The following is a 17,179-nucleotide window of genomic DNA, read 5'->3' as shown; positions in this document are numbered from 1 at the left end:
AGACAAGGTTGGCAGCGGAATGTCCCATATGTTCGCATTGGTACGAGGTCATATGCTGTTCAGTCGTGCGCAGATACAGCAACTGCTCAACAATCTGCTGGAGCTTGGGCCGCGACGCCTGATGGCCCTGGGATTGATCGGCTTTGCCGTTCTCGTCACCGTCGTCGGCGGCGCCTATTATCTGAGCCGGCCTGAATTCGAAACGCTCTATACCGGCCTCTCCCGCGAAGATGTGACGCGCATGGGCGCTGCTTTGCGCGAGCAAAATATTGCCTTCGATGTCAATACGGCCGGAGACGCGGTCTCGGTGCGTCCGAGCCAGACCATGCAGGCGCGGATGCTGCTCGCCGAGAAGGGGCTGCCGACCAGCGCCAATTCCGGTTACGAGCTGTTCGACAAGATCGGCTCGCTCGGCCTGACATCGTTCATGCAGGAAGTCACGAAACTGCGCGCGCTCGAAGGCGAGATCGCGCGCACGGTGCAGTTGATGAAGGGCGTGAAGGCGGCGCGGGTGCATATCGTGATGCCGGTGCGCGGCTCGTTCCGCGCGACGCAACAGCCGCCCTCGGCGTCGGTCGTGCTCCGCACTGACGGCGCGATCGAGGCGCGCACGGCGCAGTCGATCCGCCATCTCGTCGCGGCCGCCATCCCCGGCATGAGCCGCGACAAGGTGACGGTGCTGGATGCCGACGGTTCGATGCTGCTAGCCGAAGAGGACGAAGCCACCGCTGCCCCGACCAAGATGGCAAGCCTCCAGAAGACGGTCGGCGGGATGGTTCAGGAGAACATCCGCAAGGCGCTGACGCCGTATCTGGGTCTCGACAATTTCGAGGTGAGCGTCGCGCCGCAGCTCTCCACCGACAAGCGGCAGACCAACGAGACCGTCTACGATCCGGAGGGCCGCGCCGAGCGTTCCGTGCGGAACGTGCGCGAGAAGGAGTCGTCGCAGAACGCGGACCGCTCGACGCCGACCACGGTGCAACAGAACCTTCCCGACCAGCAGGTCAACGCCGGCGGCAGCAAGAACTCCAGCGAGGACAAGACCCGTCGCGAGGACGTCACCAATTTCGAGGTGTCGTCCAAGACCACGACGACGGTGAGCGACGGCTATCTGGTCAAGAAGCTCTTCATCGCGGTGCTGGTCAACCGCGCGCGCCTCGTTGCCGATCTCGGCGACAAGAGCAACCAGGCCATCGTCGACAGCAAGCTCGCCGAGATCAGCCAGCTCGCGGCGACGGCCGGCGGACTGGACAAGCAGCGAGGCGACCAGATCCAGGTCACGGCCGTCGACTTCATCGAGGGCTCGCGCGAACTGGCGCCGGTGCCGCCGATCAGCTTCGTCGAGATGATCAACAAGCAGCTCGGCAGCGTCATCAACGCGGTGACGATCCTGGCCGTGGCTTCGATGCTGGTCTGGTTCGGCCTTCGCCCCGCGGTCAACGGCATTCTGACCCACCGCGCGGCGCAGGAGCAGACCGAGGCGGCGGAGGCCGCTGAGCTTGAAGCTGCCACAGCCCTTGCATTGGCCGAGAGCCAGGACCCCGAGCTCAACCTCGTCGAGGACCTCGAAGGCAAGATGCAGCGCACGCCGCAGAAGCGACTGGAGCAGATCGTCCGGCTCGATCAGGCGCAGGCAGCAGCGATCCTTAAAGACTGGATGCGACGCGAGGAGGCGGCATGAACGCGGCAATCGGAAAACTCCTGACGCAGTTCGACGCGAACGGCCGGGTCAAGTCGTCGCCGCCGCCTCCGCCGCCCAAGATTCAGGACGTGCTGACCAGGCCGAAGGAAGTCCGGCGCGAGCCTCAATCTCAACCGCAGCCTCAGGCCCAGTCGCAGCCTCAGTCGCCGCCTCCGGCGCCCGCGACGGAAGCCCCGCCGGTCAATCTCCTGGACGATGCCTATCGGCGCGGCCATGCCGCCGGCGTCGCGGAAGGCGATGCCAGGGTTGCCGAGGAACGGGTGCGCAGCGCGATCCGGCTCGGCGAGGAGCGGGCCAAATGGTCCGATCAGCAGGCGGTCGCGATCGTGAGCGGCTTCGAGGCGGCTTGCCGCGAGATCGAGACCAACATTGCGAGCTCCGTTGCCCGAATATTGCTGCCGTTCCTCGCCGATGCGGTCCGCGACAAGGCGATCGGGTCGCTGGTCGAGCAAATCGCGGCGCTGACCGGCAATTCGCCGGTGCCGGTATTCAAGATCACCGGGCCGAGCGAACTGCTTGACCTGGTGAAGACGCAGCTTGAGACGGCCCGGCGAACGGGCATCGAGTACGAGGCCGCCGAGACTTTCGAGGTCCGTGTCGTGGCCGACCAGACCGTGATCGAGACGAAGATCGCGGCCTGGAGCGACCGCCTCAATGAGGCGCGCCGGTAGCCCGCCATGGAGGAGGTCAAGCAAGAGCTCGTGATCGTCCGCCGGCGCAGTGCCTTCGCCGAGGAGGCGCATCATGGTGGCGTATGGAAGATCGCCTATGCGGACTTCATGACCGCGATGATGGCGTTCTTCCTGGTCATGTGGCTGCTCAACGCGCTCAACCAGGACCAGAAGCAGGTGGTCGCGAGCTATTTCAACCCGATCAAGCTCGCGGAGAACGCACCCGCCCCGAAGGGCCTCAAGGATCTCTCCAAGAAGGAGCCGACGACGTTCGAGGGTCAGGACGGCAGGCGTCAGCCGGCTGGGCCGAGCGAGGAGCGGCGCGGTGACTCCCCGACGGCCGAGAAACCGCCCTTCTACGAAGAGAAGGTTCTGTTCCGCGATCCCTATGCGACGCTTGCCGAGATCGCCAATAGCGCGAACCAGGCCTCGGGCCAGCGCCGCGCCGGCGCCCTGACGTCCGCGGAAGAGGACGGCCTCAAGGGCGGCGACGCCTACCGCGATCCCTTCGATCCCGGCTATTGGAAGCTGGCGCCGCAGGCGTCCAAGGATTCGGATCGCATCATCGAGAGCGAGCCCAAGCCGAATGCACCCGTGCGCGACAACGCGACCGGGACGGGCCAGGGCGAGCCGCAGGCGCGCCGTTCCAAGACGGACGATGCCGGCGGAAGCGTGGCGCCGAACGCCGATGCCTCGTCCGCAAGCCTGTCGCCGCTGCTGCCGCCGGGGCCGGCGCCGGCGCCGTCGCCGTCGCAGTCTTCGCGCGAAGGAAGCGCGCAGGCGAACGCGCAATCGGGTGCTCAGGCCAGTGCCGCTGCGCAAGGGCGTCCCGGCGATACGCCGAAGGATTCCGAACCGCGCGACGCCGCGCAAACGCAGCAGCCGACCGTCAAGCAGCTCCAGTCCGCGATCGCGGAAGCGCTGTCGGACATCAAGGCGGGCGCCGGACCGGCGGCCGAGGTGCGTCAGGTCGAGGAAGGTCTGCTGGTCAGCCTGACCGACGATACGAGCTTCGGCATGTTCGCGGTCGGCTCGGCCGAGCCGAGGCCCGAGCTCATCCGCGTGATCGACAAGATCGGGCCGCTGCTGATGAAACGACAGGGCATGATCATCGTCCGCGGCCACACCGACAATCGGCCGTACAAGTCGGAGACCTACGACAATTGGCGGCTGTCGACCGCCCGTGCGCAGATGGCCTATTACATGCTGGTCCGCTCCGGAGTCGACGCGCAGCGGATCGAGCATGTCGAGGGCTACGCCGACCGGCGGCCGAAACTTCAGAACGACCCGGCGGCCGCGCAAAATCGCCGGATCGAGATCTTGATCCGGGAGAAGCGCCCTTGATCAGGCCGCTCCTCCGTGCCGCCCTGCTGGTGCTGCTGCCGTTCGCGGCGGCACGCGCGTTGGCCGATCCGGCGCCGGCTCCGGCGTCGACATCGGGCGAGCCCTATGAGCTCGTGCGCGCATTGCAGGCCGTGCAGGACGGTATCGCCAACGGCGACACCGCGGCGCATGGCAGCCACATCGCGCTGATCCGGCAGATCGGCGAGAAATTTCTCGCCGCCGATGCGAGCGTGTGGAGCAACGCGCAGAACGGCCAGGCCGTCGTTATCTACCTGCTCAGCGGCGGCGCCCCGCAACTGGTCCGCAAGCTGCCGCGCGACAAGATGAACGTCGACGCACGGCTGTTCGATGGCGCGCTCGCCTATGTCGAGGGCCGACAGGACGAAGCGCGCGAGCTGCTCAAGGACGTCAAGCCCAGGACGATTCCGTCGGGCCTGGGCGGACAGGTCGCGCTGGTCCAGGGCGCGCTGTTCGCTCGCACCGAGGCCTCGCTCGCGATCGAGCGTCTGGACGATGCGCGCCTGCTCCTGCCCGGCACGCTGGTGGAGGAGGCGGCGCTGCGGCGCGAGATCCTGCTGGTCGGGCAGGCCGAGGATTTCGACAAGTTCGAGTTCCTGACGCTGGCCTATATCCGCCATTACCGCAACTCGATCTATGCCGGCGATTTCTGGCAGCGCTTCTCCACCGGCCTGACGCAATCGAGCCTCGCTCTCGACGAGCGCCGCTTTGCGCGGATCGTCACCATGCTGGAGCAGATCGATCGCGGAAGCCGCCTCAAGCTCTATCTCGTGATCGCGCGCTCCGCGATGGTGCGTGGACGGATGGCCGTGACCCGGCTTGCCGGCGAGCGGGCGCTGACGCTCAGCGCCGATGCCTCGGCAGAGCGCGAGCGTGCGCATTTTTTCCGTGGCGCCTCGCGGGTACTCACGGACGAATATGACGGCGGCCTCGCCGAGCTGAAGGCGCTCGACCGGTCGAAGCTGCCCGAGCGCGATCTTCCTCTCTTGAATGCAACGGTCCAGCTTGCGCTCGATGTGCGCAAACCGTTCGCGAGCGGATCTGCCGCCACCGCCGACAAGCCTCCGGCCACGCCGGCGCGTCTCGATCTCGCATCGTCGACCGCGACCCTCGCGCGTGCGCGGAAGGAGCTCGGCGAACTCGAACTTCTCACCAGGGATCGCCGCCCATGACCAAGCTCAGCGGAACCGCCGGACAGGCTTTTTCGGGGCTCGCCGAGAGTCTCAATATGCGCGGGACGTCGCGCTCGGCGAAGAGCGCCGGGACGAAATCGCAGGCTGATTCGTCGTTCAACGATCTGCTCCACACCGTCTCGAACCTGGCCAAACGGGCGCTCAAAGACGAGGGCAGCGATACGGCCGTGAAGGCGGGAACGCTGCGCACGCGCCTTTCGCATCCGGCCGAGAAGGACGAGACGGTGCATGATCGCACCGAGGCGGCCGACGAGACCAAGTCCAGTCACAAATCGTCCGACCAGTCGGAGACGCAAAATCCGCTCGACCAGGCCGCGAAGGCTGACGTTTCGAGCCGGCCGGGCATTGCCGCGATCGTCGGACAGGAGCTCGCCGCCGTGCCGGCCGTGAAGCTGCAATCGCCCGCGGGAGACAGGAAGGATGCGTCGGCGCGCGACGGGCGTTCCTCCACGAAGGGCGAGGTTCAGGCGACGGGCATGGCGAAGGCCGCCGCCGCCGATCCCACGCCACTCTCGGCAGGTCCGACAGGCGCGCGCTCACAGGCCGCGGCCTCGCAGGCGGCAGCCGCGCAGCAGGGCAACGAGAGTTCGTCAAAGGCAATGCCCGCGACGTCGGGCTTCGAGGCCCTCACGGCCAATGTCGAACGCGCCGTCAAGGCCTCGGCCCGGGACGCATTGCCGGAGGCGACCAAGGTCACCGTGGTCCAGCAGGAGACCCATCTGCCCCCGGCGCAGTTCAACGCTCCGCAACAGGTCGCCAATGCGGTGGTCGCCGAGCTGAAGGAATCCTCGGCGCCGACGGCGTCCGCAGCCCCCGATCTCGCCGGGTCCCAGACCAATGCGCCGGACCAGCCGCTCAAGATCCTGACCGTCAACCTCGAGCCGCCGTCGCTCGGCAATGTCACCGTGCGCCTCCGCCTCGTCGGCTCGGAGGTCTCCGTCCACCTCGCGGCCGAGCGCAAGGACACGAGCCAGATGCTGGACCAGCAGCGCGACTCGATCCGCGAGCTGATGCAGTCGGCCGGCTACGTCGCCGACGTCGCCCCCGTCCAGCATGGCTCGCTGGACGGATTCCAGAGCGGCTCGGGCCAGTCGCAGCCGCAGCTCTCGGGCCAGCAACAGCCCTCGTCACAGTCGCAAGGCACGTTCGACGGCGCCGGCACGTCGTCGGGACAATCGGACGGCGATGCGAGACAGGCCCGGCAGGAGCGCCAGTCCAACCAGGAGACGCGTCATGACCAGGACGTGGCGCCGCAGATTCGTCGCGGCCCTGTTTATCTGTAACGCCGGCGCCGCCGAGGCGGCCGCCGACAGCGCGCGCCCCTGCGAGCGCGAGATGGCGCGTGCGGCCCAGCAGCACGGCATCCCGCTCGGCATTCTCTACGCCGTCGGCCTCACCGAGACCGGACGGCGCGGGGCGCTCTATCCTTATGCGCTCGGCGCCGACGGTCAGACCGTGTTCGCCAAGGACATGGAGGACGCGATCGCGAATTTCGAGGCGATGCGAGCCAAGGGCATCAAGCTGATCGACCTCGGCTGCATGCAGATCAACCACTACTACCACGGCGACAAGTTCACTTCGGTGCGGGCGATGTTCGATCCCGCCCGGAATGTCGACTACGCCGCGCGCTTCCTGAAGGAGCTGAAACAGCGCGAGGGAAGCTGGACCATGGCGGTCGCCCGCTACAATGCGGGCCCCAACAACCAGCCGGCGCAGAAGCGCTATGTCTGTCACATCGTCGCTCATCTCGTCTCGAGCGGTTTCGGCGCGTGGACAGACAAGGCGCGCTCGTTCTGTCAGCCGAAAACGACCTGACAACATGAAGTTGTGCACGGTTCCCAATCATCAGCCCCGCGCAAGCAAGAACCCTCATTGTAGCTGCAACCTACCAAAGGAGCCCAATCCATGAGCCTGTATGGTGTTATGCGCACCGGCGTTTCCGGCATGTCCGCGCAATCCAACAAGCTGTCGACGGTCTCGGACAACATCGCGAACGTCAACACCACCGGTTACAAGCGGGCTTCGACGGAATTCTCGTCACTGATCCTGAAGAGCGGTTCGGGCAATTACGATTCCGGCGCCGTCGAGACGACTGTCCGCTACGCCATCAGCGACGCAGGACACACGCAGTTCACCACGTCGACCACGGACCTCGCGGTCCAGGGCAACGGCTTCTTCGTGGTGTCGAACGCCAACAACACGCAGCAATATCTGACGCGTGCCGGCTCGTTCGTGCCTGACGCCCAGGGTAATCTGGTCAACGCGGCTGGCTATTACCTTCTGGGGCAGCCCGGTAAAGTGACCAATTTCTCGCAGAACAGCCTGTCCGGCATGCAGATCGTCAACATTGCCCAGGTTTCGCAAGTGCCCGTGCCGTCGACGGCGGGGACGCTCACGACCGGCAATCTGGATCCGAAAGCGGCTGTGATCGCCGGTCCGCCCGGCCCGGCGTCGTACTCATCGAAGAGCTCGATCGTGGCCTACAACAATATCGGCCAGGCCGTTACGCTCGACGTCTACATGTCCCACACTGCGACGGCCGCCGGCTCGGACACCTGGCAGATCCAGGCTTATAACTCCGCGACGGGTACGTCGGTCGGCGCCGCCACCACCTTCACCTTCGATACCACGGCAACCGGCAAAGGCGCGCTGGCCGCGGCGAGCCCGACGACTCTTTCCTTCACCGTTCCCGGCGGTGCGGCGGTGACCATGGACCTGTCGAACATGACGCAGACCGGAACCGACTTCAGCTTCAAGGCAACCGTCAACGGCAGCGCCCCCGCCGCGATCGACAAGGTCGACGTCGACGACGCCGGCCACGTCACGGCGATCCTCAAGAATGGCCAGCAGATGACGCTCTACACGATCATGCTCGCCGATGTCCCGAGCCCCGACAATCTGACGCCGGAGCCTGGTAACGTCTATTCGACCAATATGAACTCCGGCAACGCGCAGGCCGGGAATGCCGGCACCGGCGGACTCGGGACGATCCAGTCCGGCGCCCTGGAAGACTCCAACGTCGATCTCGCGGATGAGCTCACCGGGATGATCGAGGCCCAGCGCGGCTTCACCGCGAACTCGAAATCGTTCCAGACCGGCGCGGATCTGCTCGACGTCGTCGTCAACCTGAAGCGCTGAATTCCTCAGCGCCCATTCCGGGCAAGCGCAAATCATGTCCCTTACCGCTGCTCTCGACTCCGCTCGCGCTTCGCTCATGGCGTCGGGCATCCAGTCCTCGACGATCTCGCGCAATATCGCCGGTGCCAGCGCCGCCGGCTATTCGCGCAAGATCGCCGTGCTGGACAATCTGCCCGGGGCCGGCGTCTATGTGGCGTCGATCCAGCGCGCCGCCAGCTCAGGTCTCTACAACAACGTCCTGACCGCGACCTCGTCGTCGGCCAAGCAGGGCGCGATCTATGACGGTCTCCAGAAGATCGCATCTGCCACGGTGGACGATACGGAGCTCGACCAGTCGCCGACGGCGCAGCTCAATGCGCTGAAGAAGGCGCTGCAGCAATATGCCAACGCCCCCGACAACACCACGCTGGCGCAGGCGGCGATCACGTCCGCCAAGGACATGGCGACGGCGCTCAACCAGGCGACCAATACCGTGCAATCGGTCCGTGAGGGCGCGGACGCCGACATGGCGACCTCGGTCGCCAACATCAACCAGCTCCTTACGCAGTTCGACAAGGTCAACAACGCGGTCGTGAGGGGGACGATTGCCGGTGACGACGTCACCGACTACCTCGACCAGCGGGACAGCATCGTTTCGAAACTGTCGCAGGAGGTCGGCGTCTCGATGTCGATCCGCGCTAACGGCGACGCTGCGCTTTACACCGATAGCGGTGTCGTGCTGTTCGACAAGACGGCGCGAACGGTCAGCTTCACGGCGACCAACATCTATACGGCGGGCACCACCGGCAATGCGGTCTATATCGACGGTGTGCCGGTAACCGGCGCCAATTCGGTGATGCCGCTGAAGTCGGGTAAGCTCGCCGGCCTCGCTCAGCTGCGTGACCAGGACTCCGTCACCTATCAGAGTCAGCTCGACGAAATCGCGCGCGGCCTGATCAACACATTCAGGGAGAGCGATCAGACCGCGGCGGCGCTGCCCGACGTTCCCGGTCTCTTCACCTATCCCGGCGCGCCGGCGATACCGGCGAGCGCCACCGTCTCGGTCGGCCTTGCCGGCCTGATCAGTGTCGCGGCGTCGGTCGATCCGGCGCAGGGCGGCAATCCAAATCTGCTGCGCGACGGTGCGATCAGCGGTAACGTTGCTTACCGATACAACACCGCCGGCAACGCCGGCTACTCGGCCCGGCTACAGCAGCTCATCGGGGGCATGGATGCGTCGCAGCCGTTCGATGTGACCACGCAAGGCAAGCCGAGTGGCAGCTTGATCGACTTCGCGTCGTCGTCGACGAGCTGGATCGAAAACCAGCGCAAGACCGCGGACTCCAACGTAACCTACCAGAAGACGCTGCTCGACCGCAGCACCGCGGCGCTGTCCAACGTCAGCGGCGTCAACATGGACGACGAGATGTCCTTGATGCTTCAGGTCGAACGCACCTATTCGGCCTCGTCGAAGATCATCTCGACCGTCGACCAAATGTTGCAGAGCCTGCTGGCCGCCGTGGGGAATTAAGCCATGATGAGCGCGAACTACATCTCGACCTTGATGCTGTCTTCGTCGTTGAGGACCTCGATCACGAACAACCAGGCTGCGCTGAGCAAGGCGTCGAAGGAGGCGACCACCGGCCGTTTCGCCGATGTTGGCCTCGAGCTTGGTGCCACGACGGGAGGCGACCTCACCCTGCGGGCGGACTGGAGCTTCGCCGATCAGCTCGTCGATACCAACGAGCTCGTCTCGGGACGCCTCGACGTGACGCAAACCCGGATCACCCAGCTCGGCACGACCGCAACGTCCTTTCTCAAGGACCTGATCGCGGCCCGCAGTACCGACAATGGCGGGCGGATCGTCCTGCCGCCTGCGTCCGCCAACCTCCAGGATCTGATCGGCGCGCTCAACGTCTCGTATAACGGCTCGTATCTCTTCTCGGGCATCAACACGCAGAACATGCCGATCACCGCCTACGCCACGGGCTCCGCCAGCAAGAACCAGGTCGACGCGGATTTCGCCGCAGCGCCGCCCACGGGCTTCGGATTTCCGCAATCCTCGGCGAGCGTGAGCAGCATCACCCCGGCCCAGATGCAGACCTTTCTCAACACCACCTTTGATGCCGAGTTCGCGAGCCCGGCCTGGAATACCAACTGGTCATCGGCCACTGACCAGGTCATGCAAAGCCGTATCTCCACGACCGAGGTCGCCGATACGTCCGTCAGCGCCAACCAGACCGGCTTCCGCAAGCTCGCCGAGGCCTACACCATGATGGCGGATCTCGGGAATGCAAAACTCAGCCAGGAGACGTTCCAGGTCGTCGTGGACAAGGCCATCGGCCTCATTGGTGGTGCGATCACGGACCTCGCCACGCTCGGCGGCGGCGTCGGCACGGTCCAGCAGCGGATCACCTCAGCAACGAACAAGCTCAAGACGCAGCAGGACATTCTGAACAATCAGATCGTCGGTATGGAGAAGGTCGACCCAACCGAGGCATCGGTCCGGGTCAACACCTTGCAGACCCAGATCCAGACGGCGCTGGCGCTGACCTCGCAGCTCCAGAAGATCAGCCTCATCAACTATCTCTGAGCCAAGGCTCATTGCAAGGTTCGCTCCTTTTGTCTTGCTATTCGGTTTCCCCGCAGAGTGGTCCTGATGACGTTTGAAGCCTATGAAGCTGTCGTTGAAGAGAGCGGCTATCAGGAGAGAGGCCGCGAGCGACAGGCGCTCAGCCTCGGCATCGACCGGCTCGAGCGGATCGAGAAGGGGCCCTTTAGTTTCGAGGATCTGGTCCAGAGCCTGCTCTATGTGCGCCGGCTGTGGACGATCTTCATCGAGGATCTCTCGCACCCGGAGAACGGCCTCCCGGACAAGCTGCGCGCCGACATCATCTCGATCGGCTTGTGGGTCATCAAGGAGGCGGATCGCCTTCGCGAAGAGAAGTCGGGCGACGTGATGCAGCTCATCGAAATCAACCGCCTGATCCGAGACGCACTTTAATGAAGATCTCCTTGCGGGCGGGCGAACGGATCTACATCAACGGTGCGGTGCTGCGCGTGGACCGCAAGGTCTCCGTCGAGCTCGTCAACGACGTGATGTTTCTGCTCGAGGGGCAGATCATGCAGGCCTCCGACGCCACCACGGCGATGCGGCAGCTGTATTTCATCGTCCAGCTCATGCTGATGAACCCCACCGATGTCCGCGATGCCTCGGCGCTCTACGGCCAGCATCACGCGGCCCTGGTTGCGGTGTGCGAAAGCCGCGAGATGCTGGACGGGCTTGTCGCGATCGACGAGCTGGTCGGGGCAACCCGTTACTTCGAGGCGCTGAAGCGGATCCGGGCGCTGTTCCCGGTGGAGCAGGCTATCCTGGCCGGCGTCGCCACCGACATCCCATTCGAGGCTGCCTGACAGCGGAGAGGCTACATGAACGTCACCAGCGCGACCGACAGCACCAGCAAGTCGTCCAGTTCGACCAGCTCCACGACGTCCACGTCGAGCAACAGCGTCGACTACAATACCTTTCTTCAACTTCTCGTCGCCGAGATGAAGAACCAGGATCCGACCAATCCGATGGATACCTCGCAATATATGAGCCAGTTCGCCCAACTCTCGACGGTCGAGCAGGCCATGCAGACCAACACCAAGCTGGATGCGCTGCTGTCTTCGCAGTCGTTGTCGCAGGCCGACGGGCTGATCGGAAAAACCGTCAGCTTCACCGACGCGACCGGAGCGACCTTCTCCGGCAAGGTCAAGTCGATCTCCATCAACAGCGACGGCTCCGTCGCGACCCTCGAGAACGGCACGAAAGTCGCGGTCGGGCCTGGCCTCACGATCAGCCAGTCATGAACGAGAGAGACGCCCTCGACATCGTCCAGGCGGCGATCTGGACCATCATCGTCGCCTCGGGGCCTGCCGTCGGCGCGGCGATGCTGGTCGGCACCATCATTGCACTGATCCAGGCCCTGACCCAGATCCAGGAGGTCACGCTGACCTTCGTTCCGAAGATCATCGTCATCCTGGTGGTCGTCGCGATCTCCGGCTCCTTCATCGGCGCGCATCTCTCCACCTTTACCGAGATGGTCTATTCGCATATCGAGCGCGGCTTCTGATCCCGCGGGCCGACCGGCCACCACCCTCGCGTAAGCTTTGCACGGCAGATTACCGGGCGGACCCTCTGCCGGTGACCCATGGCCGATACGTTAGCTGCTAGCCTGCCAAACCCGCGACGACTCGGGGCGGATGCCTTTTTTGCGGGCGGCATCGTGGCCATGCTCACGATCCTGTTCCTGCCGATACCGCCGATCCTGATCGATCTCGGCCTGGCGTTCTCGATCGCGCTGTCGGCGCTGATCCTGATGGTCGCGCTGTGGATCCAGCGGCCGCTCGACTTCTCCGCATTTCCGACCGTGCTGCTGATCGCAACGATCCTGCGGCTGGCGCTCAACGTCGCGACCACCCGCCTGATCCTGTCGCGCGGCGGGGAGGGCGAACAGGCCGCGGGCCATGTCGTCGCCGGCTTCTCGAAATTCGTCATGGGCGGCGACTTCGTCATCGGCCTGATCATCTTCGCGATCCTGGTCACGGTGAATTTCGTCGTGATCACCAAGGGTGCTACGCGTATCGCGGAGGTCGGCGCCCGTTTCACCCTGGACGCCATCCCCGGTAAGCAGATGGCGATCGACGCTGACCTGTCCGCGGGCCTGATCGACGACAAGGAGGCCCAGCGCCGGCGCCGCGAGCTCGAAGAGGAGAGCGCGTTCTTCGGCGCCATGGACGGTGCTTCGAAATTCGTCCGCGGCGATGCCATCGCCGGCCTGATCATCACCGCGATCAACATCTTCGGCGGCATCATCATCGGCGTCACCCATCACGGCCTGACGCTGTCGCGCGCCGCCGACGTCTATACGAAGCTCTCTGTCGGCGATGGCCTGGTGTCGCAGATGCCGGCGCTGATCGTGTCGCTGTCGGCGGGCCTGCTTGTTTCCAAGGGCGGCACCAGGGGCTCGGCGGAGCAGGCCGTGCTGCGGCAGCTCAGCGGCTATCCGCGCGCGGTGTCGGCCGCCGCATTGATGATGTTCGTGCTCGCCATCATGCCGGGGCTGCCGATGGCGCCGTTCGTGCTGCTCGGCGGCGTCATGGCCTTCGTCGGCTACACGCTGCCCAGGCGTCAGGCGGCGCGGGATCGGAAAGAGGATGCGCGCAAGGCCGACGAGCGCGCCCAGACCGCGGCCAAGGAATCGGTCAAGGAATCGCTAAAGACCGCCGAGATCGAGCTGGCGCTCGGCGGTCATCTTTCGGTCCATCTGCTGGGATCGCGCACCGAGCTCGGCCATCGCGTGGCCAAGATTCGCAAGAAGTTCGCCAAGCAGTACGGCTTCGTCATTCCCGAGATCAAGCTCACCGACAATCTGTCGATCGATCCCAAGGGATACCAGATCCGGATCCACGACACCCGCGTCGCGCATGGCGAGCTCAGGCTCGGCGAGGTGCTGGTGCTGGTCGACAAGGACGGCAAGCCCGACGTGCCCGGCGAGGAGGTGATCGAACCCGCCTTCGGCATGAAGGCGCTGTGGGTGACGGAGGCTTTCACCGACGAAGTCAAGCGACAGGGCTGCAAACCGGTCGACAATCTGTCGGTTCTGCTCACGCATCTGAGCGAGGTGATCAGGGCGAATCTCGCCCAGCTCCTGTCCTACAAGGACATGCGCGGGCTGCTCGACCGGCTCGATCCCGAATACAAGCGCCTGATCGAGGATCTCTGCCCGTCACAGATTTCCTATTCGGGCCTGCTGGCGATCCTGAAGATCCTGCTGGCCGAGCGCGTGTCGATCCGCAATCTCCATCTGATCCTCGAGGCGATCGCGGAGATCGCGCCCCATGTGCGGCGCTCCGAACAGGTGGCGGAGCATGTCCGCACGCGGCTTGCCCAGCAGATCTGCGGCGACCTCTCCGACAACGGCGTGCTCAACGTGGTCCGCCTCGGCAATCGCTGGGATCTCGCCTTCCACCAGAGCCTGAAGCGCGACCCCAAGGGGGACGTCGTCGAATTCGACGCCGATCCGCGCCTGATCGAGCAGTTCGCGACGGAAGCCAGCGCGGCGATCCGCAAGTTCACCGAGAACGGCACCAGCGTGGTGCTGGCGGTGACCCCGGAGGCCCGTCCCTATGTCCGGATGATCCTGGAACGGGTGTTCCCGACACTGCCGGTCCTGTCGCATGTGGAGGTCGCGCGCAGCGCCGAGATCAGAGCGCTCGGAGCCATATCGTGATCAGCAGCCTCGCCGACAGCGTGCTGGTGACCTTCATCGTGTTCTGCAGGATCGGCGCCTGCCTGATGTTCGTGCCCGGCTATTCCAGCGTCAACGTTCCGGCCCAGGTCCGCCTGTTCATCGCGCTCGTCACGACGTTTGCACTGACGCCAATCCTGATCGCGGTCCTGAAACCTCTGACGGACCAAGCGGCGCCGCTGACGCTGGCACTCCTGATCGGCTCCGAGGTCCTGGTCGGAAGCGTCATCGGCCTCGGCGGGCGCGTGTTCTTCCTGGCGCTTCAGACCATGGCGACCGTGATGGCAAGCGCGATCGGGCTCAGCAATATCCCGGGCACGCCGATCGGCGACACCGATCCGGCGCCGGCCCTGGTGCCGCTGATCATGGCGTCCGTCACCACGCTGTTCTTCATGACCGACCAGCACTGGCAGGTGCTGCGCGGGCTGATGAACTCCTACGACGTCTGGCATCCCGGTGCGAGGCTCGGCGGCAGCATGGCGCTCGACCAGCTGGTCAGCCGCCTGTCGGAGGCGTTCGTGCTGACGCTGCGGATCGCCAGCCCGTTCATCGTCTATTCGGTCATCGTCAACCTCGCAGTCGGCCTGATCAACAAGCTGACGCCGGCGATTCCCGTCTACTTCATCTCCGTGCCGTTCGTGCTGTTCGGCGGCTTCCTGCTGCTCTATCTCACCAGCGACGAGCTCCTGACGCAATTCATGCTGGGCGTCTCGTCCTGGCTGTCGGAATGACCGTCATGAGGTCGCGCGCAGACAAGCTCGGTCGGATGGTCTCGCTCGTGAAGCTCCAGCTCCGGCTGTCCGAATGGCAGCTCGCGCACTTGCGGCAGCAGGAGCGCAGCCTGCAGGACGAACAGGAATGGCTGGTCGGGGCGCTGAACGAGGGCAAGCCGCCGGCGGGGTCGTCGAGCGCGTCGATCGCGCGGCGCCTCAACAGGACGAGCGTCGGCGCGCGCGCCGTGAATGAGCAGGCTTCGCGGCAGCTCGACCAGGTTCGTGCGGAGAGCCGGCGCGTGAAACAGCTCGAGGAAGTCGCCAAGGCGGCGCTCGCGGACAAGCTTCGCGAGGCGGAGAAGCGCTCGCTCGAGGAGATGACGGGAACAAGCCTCACCGTGCGCGAGTGGACGCCACGGCCAGCCAGCCGGAACAAGACATGATCGTGACAGCGACACCCGACCTCGTTCTCGACGTTATCGAGGCCGCCGATCCCGTGACGCAACGCGCGGCGACCGCGAAGCTCGATGCGCTGAAATCATCCGCCGCCGATTTCGCCGCGACGATGGACGCGGAGGCCGGCAAGGCCGCGGCGGCTGGTGCCGATCAATCCGCGGCGAAGGTTTCCGAAGCGCAGTCGGGTGCGGTGAACGGGGCGCCGGTGCAGGTGATCAAGGCGCCAGCGTCCGGCGAGGTCTATCGGAAGTTCGAGGCGTTCATCCTCCAGACCTTCGTCGAGACGATGCTGCCGAAGGAATCCGAGGAACTCTTCGGCAAGGGGACCGCCGGCAGCGTCTGGAAGTCGATGCTGGCGGAGCAACTCGGCAACCAGCTCGCGAAGGGCAAGGGCATCGGCATTGCGAGGCAGCTTGCCGGCGCGCATCCGGCGGGGCCGGACGTGACGGGGAAGGCCGGATGATGATCCGAGGAATGGGTGACAGAAGTTGAGGGGTGAATTTCCAATGCAGGCACAAGAAGGCGCGGCGGTCCTGGTGATGGAGCAGCCGGTCGTGGACGCCGAGGCGATGACGGTTGAAGCGGCATCGAGCAATGCGCTGTTGCCCGTGCTGCTGCCGAATGTCGGCGGCGAGGCGGTGGTCGACAGGGCCGAGGCGGCGAGAGCGGACGAAGTGCGCGGCCTGCTGGCGGCGATCCGCAGGCTCGAGAGTATCGTCGAGGAGGAGACGGTTGCGCTCGCGACGGGCAAGAAGATCGATTTCGACGATTTCAGCGCCCGCAAGAGCCGGAGCATGCTCGAGTTCGTCCGCCTGATGCGGGCGCGGATGCATCTCGGCAGCGAGGTCGAGATCACCGAGGAGGTCCAGCGGCTGCGCGAGAAGCTGGAGCGGAATCGTTCCATCCTCGAAATGCATTACGACGCGGTGCGCGAGGTCGCGACCATCATCGTCAAGGCAATCAAGGATGCCGATTCGGACGGCACCTATACCGGTCGCGCAACGCAGGACGGAAAATGATCAGACTCGTGCTTGCCGGGCTCTGGGTCTGCATCCTCACGGCAGGCACGAGCTACGCCGTGGCCTATTGGAAGGAAAACGGCAGCCTGCTGCCGGCAAAGGACGCATATCTCGACGGGCTCCAATACCAGAAGACGCGGGCGCTGAGCGTGCCCATGGTCGAGAACGGCAATGTGCAGGGCTACATCGTCGCGCGCTTCGTCTACACCGTGGAGGCGCGGACCATGCACCAGCTCAACGTTCCGCCGGAGCCGTTCGTCGTCGACGAGGCCTTCCGCAGGATCTATGCCGACGACCGCCTCGATTTCAGGAAGCTCGCGCGCTACGACCTCTCCATCCTCACGACGGGCATCAAGCAGCGCGTCAACGAGCGGATGCAGGCCGACGTCGTCCAGGACGTCCTGGTCGAGGACTTCAACTACGTCTCGAAGGAAGAATTCCAGCAGAAACCCTAGCGCATGGCCCGGACAGGCGCGAAGCGGCTTTCCGGAAGGATCGTGCTCGACCTGGAAACCAAAGCGCGCCCCTGATTTCGCAGCGCTTTGGTATGGCGGCGCCTCGCGCCTCGGGGCCTTGCCTTCTGCCGTCTCAGCCGCCGAAAGTACAACGGCCTCTGCGAAGGTGCTCCGCAGAGGCCGTTGTCGTTTTTCGCG

19 protein-coding genes are annotated in these 17,179 nt (G+C 65.1%); all 19 read left to right on the top strand.

The genetic code is table 11. The features are described from left to right. The first annotated feature begins 52 nt into the window (after positions 1-52). Positions 53-1,681 (top strand): flagellar basal-body MS-ring/collar protein FliF, encoded by a 1,629-nt coding sequence (gene fliF / locus BJA_RS34775; RefSeq protein WP_063921537.1) that lies wholly within the window; start codon positions 53-55, stop codon positions 1,679-1,681. After that, positions 1,678-2,373 carry a hypothetical protein gene (locus BJA_RS34770; RefSeq protein ID WP_011089601.1) on the top strand — a complete coding sequence of 232 codons (696 nt, stop codon included), beginning with the start codon at positions 1,678-1,680 and terminating at the stop codon, positions 2,371-2,373. Before fliF ends, BJA_RS34770 begins: the two co-directional genes overlap by 4 nt. Positions 2,374-2,379: 6 nt before the next feature. Next, positions 2,380-3,717: a MotB family protein gene (locus BJA_RS34765; protein ID WP_011089600.1), complete on the top strand. Its 1,338-nt coding sequence runs from the start codon at positions 2,380-2,382 to the stop codon at positions 3,715-3,717. Continuing rightward, positions 3,714-4,907: a chemotaxis protein gene (locus BJA_RS34760; RefSeq protein ID WP_011089599.1), complete on the top strand. Its 1,194-nt coding sequence runs from the start codon at positions 3,714-3,716 to the stop codon at positions 4,905-4,907. The genes BJA_RS34765 and BJA_RS34760 overlap by 4 nt, the downstream gene beginning before the upstream one ends. Further along, a complete protein-coding gene (locus tag BJA_RS34755; protein WP_011089598.1) occupies positions 4,904-6,211 on the top strand; it encodes a flagellar hook-length control protein FliK in 1,308 nt (435 codons plus the stop codon). Before BJA_RS34760 ends, BJA_RS34755 begins: the two co-directional genes overlap by 4 nt. Next, the gene (locus tag BJA_RS34750) at positions 6,162-6,743 is read left to right on the top strand and encodes a lytic transglycosylase domain-containing protein (RefSeq protein WP_011089597.1); all 582 of its coding nucleotides are present in this window, start codon (positions 6,162-6,164) and stop codon (positions 6,741-6,743) included. Before BJA_RS34755 ends, BJA_RS34750 begins: the two co-directional genes overlap by 50 nt. Positions 6,744-6,833: 90 nt before the next feature. Beyond that, the gene (locus BJA_RS34745; protein ID WP_011089596.1) at positions 6,834-8,066 is read left to right on the top strand and encodes a flagellar hook protein FlgE; all 1,233 of its coding nucleotides are present in this window, start codon (positions 6,834-6,836) and stop codon (positions 8,064-8,066) included. Between the two features lie 34 nt (positions 8,067-8,100). Further along, a complete protein-coding gene (flgK, locus tag BJA_RS34740; RefSeq protein WP_011089595.1) occupies positions 8,101-9,576 on the top strand; it encodes a flagellar hook-associated protein FlgK in 1,476 nt (491 codons plus the stop codon). A 3-nt stretch (positions 9,577-9,579) separates the two neighbouring features. Next, positions 9,580-10,638, top strand: coding sequence for a flagellar hook-associated family protein (locus BJA_RS34735; protein ID WP_011089594.1), 1,059 nt, complete (start codon positions 9,580-9,582; stop codon positions 10,636-10,638). Positions 10,639-10,704: 66 nt separating this feature from the next. Continuing rightward, positions 10,705-11,049, top strand: coding sequence for a flagellar biosynthesis regulator FlaF (gene flaF, locus BJA_RS34730; protein ID WP_028175231.1), 345 nt, complete (start codon positions 10,705-10,707; stop codon positions 11,047-11,049). Then, entirely contained in the window at positions 11,049-11,459 is a 411-nt protein-coding gene (gene flbT, locus BJA_RS34725) for a flagellar biosynthesis repressor FlbT (RefSeq protein ID WP_011089592.1), read from the top strand. The genes flaF and flbT overlap by 1 nt, the downstream gene beginning before the upstream one ends. A gap of 15 nt (positions 11,460-11,474) precedes the next feature. Then, complete coding sequence (gene flgD, locus BJA_RS34720) at positions 11,475-11,897, top strand: flagellar hook assembly protein FlgD (protein WP_011089591.1); 423 nt, start codon at positions 11,475-11,477, stop codon at positions 11,895-11,897. Further along, the gene (gene fliQ / locus BJA_RS34715; protein WP_008130649.1) at positions 11,894-12,160 is read left to right on the top strand and encodes a flagellar biosynthesis protein FliQ; all 267 of its coding nucleotides are present in this window, start codon (positions 11,894-11,896) and stop codon (positions 12,158-12,160) included. The genes flgD and fliQ overlap by 4 nt, the downstream gene beginning before the upstream one ends. Before the next feature lie 78 nt (positions 12,161-12,238). Then, positions 12,239-14,320: a flagellar biosynthesis protein FlhA gene (gene flhA, locus BJA_RS34710; RefSeq protein WP_011089590.1), complete on the top strand. Its 2,082-nt coding sequence runs from the start codon at positions 12,239-12,241 to the stop codon at positions 14,318-14,320. Next, positions 14,317-15,069: a flagellar biosynthesis protein FliR gene (gene fliR / locus BJA_RS34705; protein ID WP_011089589.1), complete on the top strand. Its 753-nt coding sequence runs from the start codon at positions 14,317-14,319 to the stop codon at positions 15,067-15,069. Before flhA ends, fliR begins: the two co-directional genes overlap by 4 nt. A 5-nt stretch (positions 15,070-15,074) precedes the next feature. Then, a complete protein-coding gene (locus BJA_RS34700; RefSeq protein WP_028175234.1) occupies positions 15,075-15,494 on the top strand; it encodes a hypothetical protein in 420 nt (139 codons plus the stop codon). Continuing rightward, positions 15,491-15,970, top strand: coding sequence for a rod-binding protein (locus BJA_RS34695; RefSeq protein WP_028175235.1), 480 nt, complete (start codon positions 15,491-15,493; stop codon positions 15,968-15,970). The genes BJA_RS34700 and BJA_RS34695 overlap by 4 nt, the downstream gene beginning before the upstream one ends. A 43-nt stretch (positions 15,971-16,013) precedes the next feature. Next, positions 16,014-16,526, top strand: a complete 513-nt coding sequence (locus BJA_RS34690; protein ID WP_011089587.1) for a hypothetical protein — start codon at positions 16,014-16,016, stop codon at positions 16,524-16,526. Next, positions 16,523-16,981 (top strand): hypothetical protein, encoded by a 459-nt coding sequence (locus BJA_RS34685; RefSeq protein WP_011089586.1) that lies wholly within the window; start codon positions 16,523-16,525, stop codon positions 16,979-16,981. The genes BJA_RS34690 and BJA_RS34685 overlap by 4 nt, the downstream gene beginning before the upstream one ends. The last annotated feature ends 198 nt before the right edge of the window (positions 16,982-17,179 follow it).

The sequence above is a fragment of the Bradyrhizobium diazoefficiens USDA 110 genome, from assembly GCF_000011365.1.
GTDB classification, from domain to species: domain Bacteria; phylum Pseudomonadota; class Alphaproteobacteria; order Rhizobiales; family Xanthobacteraceae; genus Bradyrhizobium; species Bradyrhizobium diazoefficiens.
This window is presented reverse-complemented; position numbering and strand designations above follow the sequence as displayed.

Bases quoted from the DNA above. Each gene is read 5' to 3' on its own strand.
- fliF (WP_063921537.1), top strand. From the start codon at position 53: ATGCTGTTCAGTCGTGCGCAGATACAGCAACTGCTCAACAATCTGCTG.
- BJA_RS34700 (WP_028175234.1), top strand. From the start codon at position 15,075: ATGAGGTCGCGCGCAGACAAGCTCGGTCGGATGGTCTCGCTCGTGAAG.
- flhA (WP_011089590.1), top strand. From the start codon at position 12,239: ATGGCCGATACGTTAGCTGCTAGCCTGCCAAACCCGCGACGACTCGGG.
- flaF (WP_028175231.1), top strand. From the start codon at position 10,705: ATGACGTTTGAAGCCTATGAAGCTGTCGTTGAAGAGAGCGGCTATCAG.
- BJA_RS34745 (WP_011089596.1), top strand. From the start codon at position 6,834: ATGAGCCTGTATGGTGTTATGCGCACCGGCGTTTCCGGCATGTCCGCG.
- BJA_RS34770 (WP_011089601.1), top strand. From the start codon at position 1,678: ATGAACGCGGCAATCGGAAAACTCCTGACGCAGTTCGACGCGAACGGC.
- fliQ (WP_008130649.1), top strand. From the start codon at position 11,894: ATGAACGAGAGAGACGCCCTCGACATCGTCCAGGCGGCGATCTGGACC.
- BJA_RS34685 (WP_011089586.1), top strand. From the start codon at position 16,523: ATGATCAGACTCGTGCTTGCCGGGCTCTGGGTCTGCATCCTCACGGCA.
- BJA_RS34765 (WP_011089600.1), top strand. From the start codon at position 2,380: ATGGAGGAGGTCAAGCAAGAGCTCGTGATCGTCCGCCGGCGCAGTGCC.
- flbT (WP_011089592.1), top strand. From the start codon at position 11,049: ATGAAGATCTCCTTGCGGGCGGGCGAACGGATCTACATCAACGGTGCG.
- BJA_RS34735 (WP_011089594.1), top strand. From the start codon at position 9,580: ATGATGAGCGCGAACTACATCTCGACCTTGATGCTGTCTTCGTCGTTG.
- BJA_RS34695 (WP_028175235.1), top strand. From the start codon at position 15,491: ATGATCGTGACAGCGACACCCGACCTCGTTCTCGACGTTATCGAGGCC.
- flgD (WP_011089591.1), top strand. From the start codon at position 11,475: ATGAACGTCACCAGCGCGACCGACAGCACCAGCAAGTCGTCCAGTTCG.
- BJA_RS34690 (WP_011089587.1), top strand. From the start codon at position 16,014: ATGCAGGCACAAGAAGGCGCGGCGGTCCTGGTGATGGAGCAGCCGGTC.
- BJA_RS34750 (WP_011089597.1), top strand. From the start codon at position 6,162: ATGACCAGGACGTGGCGCCGCAGATTCGTCGCGGCCCTGTTTATCTGT.
- BJA_RS34755 (WP_011089598.1), top strand. From the start codon at position 4,904: ATGACCAAGCTCAGCGGAACCGCCGGACAGGCTTTTTCGGGGCTCGCC.
- flgK (WP_011089595.1), top strand. From the start codon at position 8,101: ATGTCCCTTACCGCTGCTCTCGACTCCGCTCGCGCTTCGCTCATGGCG.